The sequence below is a fragment of the Solitalea koreensis genome (genome assembly GCF_900182575.1).
GTDB classification, from domain to species: Bacteria; Bacteroidota; Bacteroidia; order Sphingobacteriales; family Sphingobacteriaceae; genus Solitalea; species Solitalea koreensis.
In genome coordinates this window covers 187540-200795 of the sequence record NZ_FXSZ01000003.1, presented here as the reverse complement: position 1 = coordinate 200795, position 13256 = coordinate 187540, and the positions used below count along the sequence as shown (strand labels likewise).

The window sequence follows — 13256 nt, the reverse complement described above, 5'->3', positions numbered from 1 at the left end:
CTTTTTGAAACAGTATCTCATGCTAAAATTCCGGATCAACCTGGATGGTCATGATTTCTTGCGTGGCTGGATGTTTAAATTCAATCCATTCGGCATGCAAATGTAAACGATCGCCCTTTGTTCCGTATAAATCATCACCAACAATAGGCGAATGCAAACCCATCGCATGAGCGGCGTGCACACGTAATTGATGGGTTCTTCCAGTTATCGGATAAAAATGAACTTTTGTTTGTTGATTGCTTCTTCCCACCACCTTCCATAGGGTACGAGCAGATTTGCCATATTCATAACAAACCAACTGATGTGGACGGTTGTCAAGGTCTACCCGCAAAGGCAGGTCAATAAAACCCTCCTCTCCGTTTACCATCCCGTCGAGCAAAGCAACGTAACGTTTTTTAATCGTTCTTTTGATAAACTGATCTTGTAGCATTTTATGCGATTCTTTGGTTTTGGCAATCAGCATTAATCCGGAAGTGGACATATCGAGTCGATGCACAATCAAAGGGCCGGTTGCCTTGGGATATTTTTGTTTTATACGTTCATAAACCGAATCCTGAATATTTTTTCCGGGAACAGATAAAAACTCAGCAGGCTTATTCACCACCAGCAGTTCATTGTCCTCAAAAACAATACTGATATCTTTGCCCAAAGCCGGATTTATCAACATCGGATTTTCGTCCATCTCAATGCCTTGCAGCATGTGCGCTAAAATGGGCTCACATTTTCCCCTACAAGCGGGATAAAACTGGCCGTGCATTCTGACTTCTGATTTAGGCGACTGGCCCCACCAAAACTCTGCCATCGCAATTGGTGTCATTTGGTGAATAAACGCATACTGTAGCAGTTTGGGGGCGGCACATTCACCGGCACCAGCAGGCGGTTTTGCTTCAAAAGTATGTTCAAAAATCTCGAGTAAACTTTTTTTATTTCCATACTGGTTCAAAAAATAATACTCGTCAAACAGCTTTTTCTGTAAGGCAGCAGACTTGTTTTTACGCTCTTCCTTTAATGTGCCAATCTCTCCGAGCAACTCATCAATTTTTTGCTGAATGTCCAGCAAACGCTCTTTCCTACCACGATTTAATTCTTTTAAGTAAAGCTGCTCGCGAACACTTTCTTTTCTTAAGGACTCCAGTAGTGCATTCAATTCTTCTTTGGAGTAATATTGCAAGGCCTGTTCACGCTTGGTTTTTCGAAGAAGCTTACCTGCCTTTATTTTTTGTTTGTATTCTTCAATTTGCTTTGCGAATTGTACAGTTTCCGTTTGAAGCAAATCTTGATATGCAGCCAATTCAGGATTCTCTTCAAGAATTTCTATCTTCTTATTGATCTGATTGATCACTTCTTCTTCTTTCCGGAAAAAGCCATCTTCTGTAAGAATATCAAAAACAGGAGGAACAAATTTTGAATGATGATTTTGGCCCGCCAGTTTACCAGAAAAAGCAGCCAGGTAACCAAGTTGCCCAAGTTTATTTTTAACCACCAAGACTCCGAACATCTTTCCGATGATTAACCCTTCCTTGCCTTCATCAATTCCAAAGTTATGCACCCATTCGATCTGATCCTGCAAATGTTGTTGAAGTTCCTTTGCAGCCAATAAGCATAAAGGATGTGGTTCGTAATAAAAAGGAAATGTAAATCGAACAGGAAAAGAATACGATTCCGTGGATTCCTGAAACAAGGTAAAACATTGATCATCACATTCGATGGCCTGACTCATCATATCTCCTCCTCTTTAGGCTACTATTTTCATAAATTAAAACGCAAAAATACAAAGGATTTTAAAATGCTTGTGCAGCTTATTTTGTACACTAAAAAAGAAGGCCCAACATTTCTATCAGGCTTCAAAATTGACTTGTTCCTGCACCAACTAACAAGACCGTCACAAAACGTAAAAAACAGTTGAATAACTGTTAAATACGTTGTATATTTAATTATGGAAGAATTAACAAAAACTGAAGAAAAGATCATGCAGATCTTATGGGAGATCAAAAAAGGTTTTGTAAAGGACATCATCGAACGTATGGATGATGAGTCTAAGCCGCCTTACACCACCATTTCATCAGTGGTTAGAATTTTAGAGAATAAAGGATTTGTAGATCACAAAGCTTATGGTAAAACGCATGAGTATTATCCTGCAATCTCAAAAAGTGAATACCGGAAGGCTAATTTCAAACGCCTGGTAAAAAATTATTTCGATGGTTCGACGGAAAGCCTTTTATCATTTATGGTGAAAGAAGAAAAGCTTGACGAAAAAGAACTTCAAAAACTAAAAGACATCATTAACAAAAAATCTTAGCTATGGAATGGCTCACTTATCTGCTAAAAGCAAGTGCCTGTAGTGCATTGTTCTTTGGATTTTATTACCTGTTTTTGAATAAGCTTACTTTTTTTAAAACTAACCGGTTTTATCTCCTCTTTAGCTTACTCCTAAGTTTTTTAATTCCTGCATTAAATTTTAATGTCGAACGAGTTAGGGCTGATGTACAAGTTATTGAACAAAGCATTTCCTATAACGACTCTAATCCTGTTGAAATACAACAAGATTTAGCAGTATCTGCACCTGTTTCCGAACCTCTTTTTAACTGGCAAGATGCTTTGCTGTATATGTACGTTGCTATTGCCTTAGCTCTATTTATTAAATTGATGTGGCAATTATCCCAATTAGTGCATCAAACAAGAAAAGAAGCTGTAGCAGTTAATGGGCTAAAAGTAGTGTATAAGATAAAAGGATTTACCAACTGTTCTTTCTTTAATTATGTATTTGTCGATCGTGAAAATTTAACCGAACAAGAGATGAAAGTATTGCTTAAGCATGAACTGGTACATGCTGAACAGTATCACTCATTGGACAGATTGGTAATTATGCTTGGCAAATTGTTGATATGGTTTAACCCGGTAATTTATTTATACGATAATGCCTTAGAGCAAGTTCACGAATATGAAGCGGACGAAATAACCACTAGAGATTGCAATACTCAGTATTATGCCAATTTATTACTCAAACTGGTAGTTCCAGATCCTTCCATTGCGTTTACCCACAATTTTGTAAAGAGCCCGCTTAAGGACCGTATTCAAATGTTATTCACTAATCCATCTAAAAACATGAAAAAATTAATGTATTTATTTACGTTGCCTCTGGCTTTAGCCTTGGTTTGGGTGTTTGCAGTACAAATAGTATACGCCTATCCGAATAAAAGTAAAATTTCTGAAAATAAGGCAAATAACGACACCGTATTACAAAGCAAGATTAAAGGAACTGTGGTAAGTTTCGAGGAATATTCTCTCAATGAAATAATGAATTTGAAATCAGGTGATAAAGTTTATCCGATTGACGTTATGGGAAAGAAAATTAGATCCAAGGTAAAAGTTGGCGATAACCTTTCGATATCCTATAGTTCAAAAATGTCAAGCAACCATACCCGAATTAGTCCATCCGGTGAAAAAGCAGTTATTATAGGCCCTATAGTATACATACCCGATGAAATAGTCTCTACCAATAACGAAACCATTTATAAACGTGTGGTTGAGAAATATGCTTTTGGGTATGAAGTTAACCGTGCCCGTTTTACTCATAGTAAAATCAAGTCCATCCAAAGAAACGCACAAGGTTATATAGACAAATTGGTTTTAAACGACGGGGAGTTTACTCTAACATTTGATTTAAAGGGACAGCAGTTGAGAAACGATAAATTTCAGAAAGGAGATGCTGTTTTGGTCAAATTTATCGGAGAGAAACTAGTAGCCCCCAAATCCTATTCAACAACTAAACTGATTGTCCTATACAGCCAACCAAGGGAAAATGAAATCAGAAATAATACGTTGTACGATAAGTTTTATGATGAAAATGGCAAACAGAAGCCATTACAAATGCAGTTTTTTACTAAAACTTCATATGTAGGCAAAGACGGCAAAGAGTACGAGAAAGTAACAATAAACACCGGCAAGCAAAAGATAAGTTTGGATCACTTAAAAGGCACAAAAACAAGATATTTTTTAAATAACAAGGAAGTAATAGAGCAGAAGATTGCAAATTTGAACAAAGAAACCATAAGTGCCATAAATCGTCTTGGAACTGATAAAATTGGAAATGACGATATCATAAGAATACAATCTGTTAATGTTATAAAATTTTCTCCTCCGATAATAAAAAGTAATATGGTATTAGAGTACTATTTACTTCCTGAAGCAATTACAATTGATGTATTAACTGATATAAAAAATAAATTTTCGGAAAAAGGCTACACTATAAACTTCGAACAAATTACTGTAGATGGGGTTATTAAATCCTTAGGAATTACTTTAGAAGGACCAGTTAATTCACAAACCGAAAGGTATGATATCAATCAACTCAAAACAGAAAAATGTGCTATTGCTCTATTAGTTTATAAGGACACGAAACAAGCCGTAGTAACAAAGGTAAAAAGAGATAAAGTAATTCCTCCGCCACCACCAATGCCGCCTGAGAAAAAGAACAACTAACTTCAAAAATTATTCAAATACATTAAATTAAAAAAGGGGTAAACTCCATAACAATTAGGAAGTTTACCCCTTTAAATGAATAAATCAATCAACTAGAAAAAGTCCATTTCTCTTAACCTTTCCGACGTTTAAATTTTTCCAAGCGATCTTCGCAAGCAGTAAGGGAAACATCCGGATTCGGTTTAGCTTTCAGCATAGCAATAACTTTTTCTTCCACTTCAATGCCTTTATCAAAATTGCCTGTTTCAACCAAAAGTCTTGCATAAACGTCCATAAACTCAGGGTTTTGTACTTGCATAGATAACTCTGCCAATTTGGTTGCCTTTTGCAAAACATACTGATCAGAAGACTGATTGAGTATTTTCCAGCAGAATGAACCCACTGCTACAATTCGATCATCGATTTTCTTTTCAGGGTATTTCGCAAAAATAACTTCCATTACATCAGCATAAGCTTTCATGTCTTTGCTTACACTTGACGCAGCTGCATCACACTGCAATGCCAATTTGCCCGCTCCTGCAAAATTCATTTTCAAGAAACCGTCTTTCAGCTCTTTCAGATCCTCAGCAGGAAAAGCACCATTAGCTGCCTTTTGAATTGAGTTGCCATAAACCATTACAAAATAATCCGATACAGCCTCAGCAGTAAATTTCTTTTCGTAGGCCTTTTGATTTTGAAGCACATACTTGAATACAGATGACTGCTCCGTCCTTACATAACGATTAATAAAGTACCAGTTTTCAGCTGTTTGCCATTGTGCCTGAGGAATTTTGCTAAAATACTCTCCGATAATTTCAGTAGTATTTGCTTTAATACCCTCCATTCTGGTCATGTATTTTTTCATGAACTCAGGAGACCTATTACCTTTTTTGTATTCAGCCGTCAAGGACTCCAGAGACTCTCCCGATACAGCCTTCTTTCCATAATCGATAAAGGTTTTGAAATCTGATGCTCCTTCATTTTTACTGATGAGTTTACCTTCTGGGGTAACAAACAGCAATGAAGGGTAAGCTCTAATACCGTATTGCTTGGCTAATTGCGGCCCTTCCCCTTTCTCCATATCCATTGAGGCATTTATAAAATTAGCATTGTAGTAATCCGCCACTTCGTTGAGGGTGAACACTTCCTTCGCCAATTTTTTACAAGGCCCGCACCAGCTTGTAAAGCAATCAAGAAAGATTACTTTTTTTTCCTTTGCCGCCTTCGCTTTGATCTCGGCCCATGTACCGTGTTCAAAGTTAATCGCCCTATCCTGTGCATTTACAACGATGCTTGCAAACATGCAGCATATGCTAAAAAAAAAGCCTTTCATTTACTATTTTTTATCGTTTTTATACTTAAGTCAATTACCGAACTATTATTTAGACGCTTTCTTCGTTGCTACAGGTTTCTTCATCAACAACCCTTCAATGGTTTTATCCATTTCAGGTAATCTGAACGGATTATAAGCCACTGCAAATCTGACGATACCCGACTGATCAATTACATAAGAAGTAGGGTATGCTTTTATCTGATATTTACTAGCTACATCCCCTTCCTTTCTGGTACTAGGAATCATTGTGTATTTGAAAAACTTTTCGGTAATGGCTTTCAATTTAGCAGGCTCGTAGCTATTAACCTCAAATGCTAAAAATACCACATCTTTACCTTTATATTTCTCAACCATTGCATTCAAATCAGGTATTTCCTTTTTACAAGGAGCGCATGCCGTAAACCAAAAGTTCAACACTACCACTTTGCCTTTCAATTGGTTCAAATCATATTTTACGTTATCAACATCCACCACTGAAAATAAAGGCGCCGGTTTTCCCAATTGCGAAGCAAATATTTTTTCGCGTTCCTGACCTCTAGGCGACTTCGTTTCCTCATCTAATACCTTTTTAAAATCCGCAATGTTTTTTTCCTCTTCTACTTTAGTGGCCGGGCGGGCCACCTTAGCTCTGATTACAAAAGCCGAATCAACGTATACATCCGCAGTCATTTTAAAATGACTATCGTCAATCACTTTGTTAAATTCCATATAGTGGCCAAACTTCTTATAGTCTTGCGACAGGAAGCGAATATCAGAACTAAAAATATTTTTCGCTTCAGTAACAGAATCAGCGTATTTCAATTCTTTATCAGAACTCACTTTTCGCAAACCTTGCAAATATTTTACTCTACGCGCCTCCGCTTGATTTATGCTGTCTGTTGCCTCCTGCGCCTTCAACATACCTGTAGAACAGAAAACAATTAATGCAGGTAATAAAACTTTATTAAGTAACATGGTATTTATACTTTAATACTGTTCAGGCATTGCCCAATGACGACAATGCCTGAACAGAGAATATTTAATAGTGAAGTTAGCTTTTTTAAAAGTAATCAGAATTACTTTTTGCTTGCACCTTTTGCAGGAGCTTCTTCCAAAAGCTTAGGAATCATCTTTCCGTAGTCGTCTAGCGCAACAGGATTTAAACCTACGTATCCATTACGAACGATACCGTTTTTGTCGATTAAGAAATTGGCAGGAAATACTTTAGACTGATATTGCTTCATGGCAACATCTTTTCCACCTAATGCGATCTGGTAAGAGAAAGGAGCGCGTTTCAAGAATTTCTGTACGTCCTCATTTGTAGCGTTAGCACATTCCGGAGCTAAGAACACGATGTCTTTTCTGTCTTTGTATTTCTCTACAAATTTGTTTAAAGTAGGGATTTCTTCTACACAAGGGCGACACATGGTAAACCAGAAGTTCATCACCACTACTTTTCCTTTTAAGCTGCTCAGACTCACTTGTTTTCCGTCAAGCGTTGTAACGGTGAAGTCAGGTGCAGGTTGGCCAACCAATTTGCTCAGTTCCACATTGTTTGTGGCAATAGGAGAACTTGACTTCGAAGCATAAGACGCTCTAACCGCTTCTACTCTCTTTGCCTTTTCTTCTGCTGTTGTTTTGCGAAGAACACAAGCCTTTTTAGTATAAGCCATGTCACCATAAGTATTATCTGCCCAATCTCCTGATATATCATAAAGAAGCTTACGATACTGTTCAAATGGAATTTGAATGTATTCAGCAGTATAGTATTTTATTTCAGCCAGTTTAAAGTCTTTATCCTTAGCTGCTTCATTCAACGCTTTCATGAATTCAGGATTAGCTTTTTTCAGGTCTTCCATTCCCGCTAAAGCTTTTGCTTTTCTGTCCGCAATAGCATCCGGATTACGAAAAGAAGCACTTGTTGAATCGATGGTAACAAATTTTACCGTCTGAGCGTAGCTGCTTTGTACTGATAAAGTCAGTGTAAATGCAACGATTAATAGTTTTTGAAAGTTCTTCATTATTTTAAGTTTATTCTTTGATTGAATTTTGATTATTCGGTTTAAAGTTCCCACCCAGAGTTTTGCGTTAACTTACTACCCGGTTTAATCATCTCTGCCTGAGGAATCGGGAACAAATAATGCTTTGCCAAAAATGACCTGTTATAGGTAACAGTTTTAGTGAAATCGTAAGTTCTTGTATTTGTTGAAGCAACATATGTAATAGTTGCTTTTTTGATTGGATTAGTAGTACTTGAGAACCATTGCTCAGCTGTTTTCCATCTTTTTGCATCCCAGTAACGGAAACCTTCAAATGCCAATTCAATGCGGCGTTCGTGTCTGATTACATTACGCATTTGGGCTTGATCTAAACCAGTAGCAACTACCGGCATGCCCGCACGCTGACGAACCGCATTTATTGCATTGTAAACAGAAGGATCCGCACCTACAGCCTCATTTTGTGCCTCAGCATAGTTTAATAAAACTTCGGCATAACGGATCAATGGCCAGTTATAACTGCTTCTCACGTTAGCATCCATAATGTTAAGTGATTCATTGGTGAATTTCTTCAGGTAATAACCTGTTGGAGAAATTTTATCTGTCGTAATACCCAATCCGGTATTTGGAGTAACATCCTGTCCACCGGTATACATTTGCATGTTTCTGCTTTTGAAAACAGCGTTATCATATAAAATGGTGGCATCAAAGCGTGGGTCACGATTTAGATATGGTTTGGTAGGATCGTATCCCGAAGTAGGATCAGTGATAGCCTTACCTGTTGTTTTCATTTCGTAATCATCAACAAGGTTTTGTGTAGGACAGTTACTACCACTTCCACCATAATAAGGAGACATTGTATTTAAGTCAAACTGCGTACCGCGCTCGTCTTTATTATTATTATGCTGTACTGATAGTATTACTTCCGTATTAGTTGCGGCAGGAGTGGTAAACACGCTTGTATAGTTCGCCAACAATGAATTTTTTCCAAGATCCATGATCGCTTTAGCTGTTGCCGCTGCTGAGGTCCAGTCCTTCTTCAACATTTGTACGCGGCACTTTAATGCCATTGCAGCTTGTTTGGTAATTCTACCTGCGTCAGCTGTTGAATAAGAAGAAGGCAAATCATTGGCAGCAAGGTCCAATTCACTGGTTAGGAAATCATAACACTCATCAATGGTATTTCTCGGACGGAACAAATCCGGGTCATCATAATTTTGCGCAGTGGTAATAAGTGGCACTCCTCCGAACCATTGTACCAAATCATAGTAATAATAAGCACGTAAAAACCTTACCTCAGCTTTTAAACGTACGTTCAATTGCTGATCACCCGGCACGTTGTCAATATTTTGCAGGTATAAATTTGCTCTGCGAATATAGGTGTACCTGTTATTCCAGGTAGAAGTAAGAGGTGAATTATTGGCATCAAAAAGTTGATTGGCAATACCACGAGCTGATGAAGATGAGGTGCTGGTGGAGGAAACCATAGCATCATCCGTAAGGCTGCTTAATAACCAGCTAGATGATATTACTCCGTTAAATTCACTAGGCAATTGAGAATAAAAGTTATTGGTGTACATCAATACCAGGCTCTGATTGCTCCATAATTGTTGATCAGTAAGGCGGTCATTGGGTTCAAGGTCCAATCCTTTTTTACAGCTTGAAAAACCTAAAGCCCCACAAACCAGTATAGATAATGCAAATATTTTCGTTTTCATTTAATTTCTTATTTATAATTACAAGCTATTTTTGAATTACAAACCAACAGTCACTCCAAGGCTATAATTACGTTGTGTAGGATAATATCCTCCGTTATTATAGTTTTTGTTTAATACCTCAGGATCAATATCTTTTATTCTAGAAGTTGCCCATAAGTTCGTTGCTCCAGCTGTGATCATTACATTAGACAAACCTGTTTTCTTCAATAACTTCGCAGGAACTGTATATGAAAGTCTTAAATTTTTAAACCTCAGGTAATCCCCTTTTAACAGGTAAAGTGTATTTGGTTTTGAAGTTGGAGAATTATTGCTAGAAGTGGAAAGACGTGGATATTTGGCATCCTCATTTCCTGGTCTCCAGCTATTGTCATAACCATAAGCACTAAAGTTGCTTGGTACAAAATTGACCAAATTTCCACCTGCGCCCTGTAACATCGCGTTTAATGAAAGAGATTTATAACGGAATGTTAAATTCAATCCTCCTGATAACGGTGGGATATTTGTGTTATTGAAAACTTGCTGATCATCAACAGTAATTTTACCGTCACCGGTTAAATCGGCGTATTTAATATCTCCCGGCTTAATTGATGAGTTTTTAGGAGTTTTACCATCCTGGTTAACTTCGTAGGCATCAATTTCTTCCTGGGTTTGAAATATACCTAGGGCCTTATAATACTTATTACTTGTAACACTATATCCTTCTTTTTTATTGGCAGGAGTAAGGGTTTCCGGTTCACCATAATCAACAACGCGTGAATAAGTATACGTTAGGTTTAATGATGTTTGAAGCGACATGTCTTTTCCTAACTTGGTATTGTTAGAAATAGAAGCCTCAAAACCTTTATAATATTCTTTTGCAAAGTTGAAATTCGGAGCATCAATACCCAATGTAGTTGGATATGTAAACACTTTCTTATATGGAAGGTCATAAACATTTTTATCCCAAACATCAAAGGTTCCTGCAAGCAAGCCTTTCCATAATGAAAAATCAAGACCGATATTTCTCATCAAACTTTTACCCCAGGTTAAGTTTGGATTAGGAATACTACCGTTATCCAAGGCAAAAGCGGGTTGGTAAGTACCATTAAAAGCATAACCACCACCATTTCTTAAACCTGTTGTGGAAAGCGTATATGAATAAAGGTAATTGTAAGCCGACACATTATCGATACCGGCCAAACCAATTGAGGTTCTGATCTTTAAATCATTGATAAAGCTTACATTATCTTTAATAAAGTTCTCTTCACTTAAACGCCAAGCCACCGCAGCACCTGGGAAATATCCCCATCTGTGTGCTTTAGGAAAGTTATCTGAGGCATCGGCACGCATTGAAGCTTCTAATGAATATTTATTATTGAAATCGTAATTTACACGTGCAACAGCTCCAATTTTACCGGCTTCTGTATCAGTACCGCCAATTGTTTGATTTGTACTTCGTCCTTGAGAAATAGTTTCAAGCCCTGCAATAATTCCATCACGAAAAACCTGGGTAGAATTAGATTTGGTGTAATAATTCGTACCTAATAACATCACACCAAAACGGTGCTTTCCAATTGCTTTCGAATAATCAAATCCGAAATCAGTATTAAAGAAAGTAGCGGTTCCGAGGTTGTTACGTAATTCGTTAGGTCTGAATCCTCCTTTTTGTAAATAACCTGTTGGTTGGGTTGCATCAGGTATATAGGTGTTGTAATACCTGAAGAAGTTTTTGTATTCAGCAGCATTAAAATTAATATTGTTGTTTAAGCGGAACGTTAAACCATTTATAAACGATGGTGAATATTCCAAATTAGCCGCTGCTGTAATATTGTTTGATTTGTTTATAGTATATCCTGAAAGTCCCGGGTTTATATTGGCCCATCTATTAGCACCCTCGTTTCCATATAAAGATCCATCTGCATTAAAGATCGGAGTAAGTGGATTATTTGTGAACATACTCGAGAAAACAGATTCTGCAGAAGTATTAGCGCCATCAGTTTTTGAGCTCGCAAAAGCGGTGTTTACCGCCAATTTTAAATCATTAGTCAGTTTGAAATCAAGGTTTGATTGAATTGTATAGCGTTTATAGTCATACGCGTTAATGATACCTTTCTGACCCGTGGTTGAACCGTTAATATAATAACGAACCTGCTCATTTCCTCCATTAACACTTAATGAATGCGTTTGCTGGCTTGCATCACCTTGAACCAATAAATCGTACATATTGGTATTACCAAATTTATATGGATCCGAATTATTCTTGATAATATCCAGGTCAGCATCACTATAAGTTAGTTTTGATGCGTTATTATTCTTATCAATTTCGTTTTGAGCAAGTGCATATTGGTAGCCTCCAAGCATTTTGGGGAAACGTGTAGGTTTATCAACAGCATAGCCGGTAGAATAAGTAAACTTAGGCTTTCCAATTTTTCCACGTTTGGTGGTAATTAAGATAACACCATTAGCCCCCCTGGTTCCATAAACAGCTGTGGCGGCGTTGTCCTTTAATACTGATATTGACTCTACTTCATCAGGGTTAATATCTTCAAGTGTCAAACCATTTAATGAAATGCTATTTAGAGCAGTTGGAGCATCAGTATAAAGTGGCACTCCATCAACTACCAGTAAAGGTTGGTAAGGAGAACCGTTTGTAGTGTTTGGATTGCCACCACGGAGCATAATTGTAGGTCTGTCCCTACCAGGCGTGCCGGCACTTGAAATAATGGTCGCACCGGCTATTTTACCTTGCAAAGCATTCCCTAGGTTCACTTGGTTTTGCTGCATGATTTCTTCAGCCTTGATGGTTGAAACCGCGGTAACAACATCCTTTTTTTGCTGGTTTCCATAGGCTACAACCACAATGTCATCAAGTTGACGTATGGCACTTTCAAGAGAAACCTTTATAAAGGTCTTATTTTTCACATTGACTTCCTGCATCTTCATGCCCAAATGACTAATCATCAGAACTTCAAAGCCTTGTGGCACTCTAGTTGTAAATTCACCGTATTTATCGGTATTCACAGCGAAATTGGTTCCTTTCACAAGAACGGTTGCTCCCTCCAGGGCTTCGTTCTTTTCGTCCGACACACGCCCTTTAACTAGCGTAGTAGGCTTGCTAAGATCGACCGTCTTTACTTCTTTTGTTTCTTTAGGCGTCTCTTGCGCCAAAACGTTGAGGGAAGAGGCCAGTAACATCAACGCTATGATGCTTTCTTTTCTGAAACCTCTTTTGAGATTATGCTTTATGGTAAAAACTTTTGAGTAATTTTTTTTCATTTAGATTGGGGTTGGATAGTTACACACTATAAATCTTTGAATGCTGATTAAAAACATTTGATTCATGAAAACTTAACCGTTTAGGTGATGGGAAACTTGCCCGTTTGTTTATTAAGTACGTCAATTTTACTTCTATTTCACACTCCTTTCTTTAACCTCAACTATATGGGTTTATTAATTATTAAATCCCCGCTCCGCTGAATAGTTTTTATTTGGCAAAAGCCCGTTTTTGCGCAATGAGATTTGCTACTTATAAGGAAGGCCCAAATTCACTTTTCAGCCTTTGTAATGCAATGGACTTTCCATTGAATATAATGGACTATTCTACGGATCAACTCATTTTTATTTCAAAGCAATTATTAACTTTAAATTAAAATAATAAGACACTAAGCCACTTAGCATAACGATTGTTAATTAGTAGTACATTAAGGAATAATTAGAATAAAAGAGTTAAAAAATTCGACTTTGACTAATCAATTAGATAGATCAAAAGAGTGTTAAACTAAATTCAGA

The 13256-nt window shown here is 37.3% G+C and carries 8 protein-coding genes; 2 read left to right on the top strand and 6 right to left on the bottom strand.

Going from position 1 to position 13256, the window contains the following annotated elements; translation table 11 throughout:
* Positions 1 to 22 precede the first annotated feature (22 nt).
* Entirely contained in the window at positions 23 to 1723 is a 1701-nt protein-coding gene (locus FN756_RS06325) for an RluA family pseudouridine synthase (RefSeq protein ID WP_246085438.1), read from the bottom strand.
* Positions 1724 to 1936: 213 nt separating this feature from the next.
* On the opposite strand from FN756_RS06325, the gene FN756_RS06320 reads away from it, so the two are divergent.
* Together FN756_RS06320 and FN756_RS06315 are read left to right on the top strand one after the other, a co-directional pair.
* Positions 1937 to 2299 (top strand): BlaI/MecI/CopY family transcriptional regulator, encoded by a 363-nt coding sequence (locus FN756_RS06320; protein ID WP_142602483.1) that lies wholly within the window; start codon positions 1937 to 1939, stop codon positions 2297 to 2299.
* A 2-nt stretch (positions 2300 to 2301) separates the two neighbouring features.
* The gene (locus FN756_RS06315; protein ID WP_142602481.1) at positions 2302 to 4482 is read left to right on the top strand and encodes a M56 family metallopeptidase; all 2181 of its coding nucleotides are present in this window, start codon (positions 2302 to 2304) and stop codon (positions 4480 to 4482) included.
* A gap of 112 nt (positions 4483 to 4594) precedes the next feature.
* On the opposite strand, the gene FN756_RS06310 is transcribed toward FN756_RS06315, so the two are convergent.
* The 5 genes from FN756_RS06310 to FN756_RS06290 all read right to left on the bottom strand — a co-directional run bounded on the left by FN756_RS06310 (position 4595) and on the right by FN756_RS06290 (position 12743).
* The gene (locus FN756_RS06310) at positions 4595 to 5764 is read right to left on the bottom strand and encodes a thioredoxin family protein (protein ID WP_185955203.1); all 1170 of its coding nucleotides are present in this window, start codon (positions 5762 to 5764) and stop codon (positions 4595 to 4597) included.
* 75 nt (positions 5765 to 5839) lie between these two features.
* Entirely contained in the window at positions 5840 to 6748 is a 909-nt protein-coding gene (locus FN756_RS06305) for a TlpA family protein disulfide reductase (RefSeq protein WP_142602478.1), read from the bottom strand.
* 101 nt (positions 6749 to 6849) lie between these two features.
* Positions 6850 to 7794, bottom strand: a complete 945-nt coding sequence (locus tag FN756_RS14630; RefSeq protein ID WP_142602476.1) for a TlpA family protein disulfide reductase — start codon at positions 7792 to 7794, stop codon at positions 6850 to 6852.
* Between the two features lie 41 nt (positions 7795 to 7835).
* Entirely contained in the window at positions 7836 to 9488 is a 1653-nt protein-coding gene (locus FN756_RS06295) for a RagB/SusD family nutrient uptake outer membrane protein (protein WP_142602474.1), read from the bottom strand.
* Positions 9489 to 9524: 36 nt separating this feature from the next.
* A complete protein-coding gene (locus tag FN756_RS06290; protein WP_142602472.1) occupies positions 9525 to 12743 on the bottom strand; it encodes a SusC/RagA family TonB-linked outer membrane protein in 3219 nt (1072 codons plus the stop codon).
* Between the last annotated feature and the right edge of the window lie 513 nt (positions 12744 to 13256).

Excerpts from the sequence above, each read along its gene's own strand:
- FN756_RS06325 (WP_246085438.1), bottom strand. The coding sequence starts at position 1,723 with ATGATGAGTCAGGCCATCGAATGTGATGATCAATGTTTTACCTTGTTT.
- FN756_RS06320 (WP_142602483.1), top strand. The coding sequence starts at position 1,937 with ATGGAAGAATTAACAAAAACTGAAGAAAAGATCATGCAGATCTTATGG.
- FN756_RS06315 (WP_142602481.1), top strand. The coding sequence starts at position 2,302 with ATGGAATGGCTCACTTATCTGCTAAAAGCAAGTGCCTGTAGTGCATTG.
- FN756_RS06310 (WP_185955203.1), bottom strand. The coding sequence starts at position 5,764 with ATGTTTGCAAGCATCGTTGTAAATGCACAGGATAGGGCGATTAACTTT.
- FN756_RS06305 (WP_142602478.1), bottom strand. The coding sequence starts at position 6,748 with ATGTTACTTAATAAAGTTTTATTACCTGCATTAATTGTTTTCTGTTCT.
- FN756_RS14630 (WP_142602476.1), bottom strand. The coding sequence starts at position 7,794 with ATGAAGAACTTTCAAAAACTATTAATCGTTGCATTTACACTGACTTTA.
- FN756_RS06295 (WP_142602474.1), bottom strand. The coding sequence starts at position 9,488 with ATGAAAACGAAAATATTTGCATTATCTATACTGGTTTGTGGGGCTTTA.
- FN756_RS06290 (WP_142602472.1), bottom strand. The coding sequence starts at position 12,743 with ATGAAAAAAAATTACTCAAAAGTTTTTACCATAAAGCATAATCTCAAA.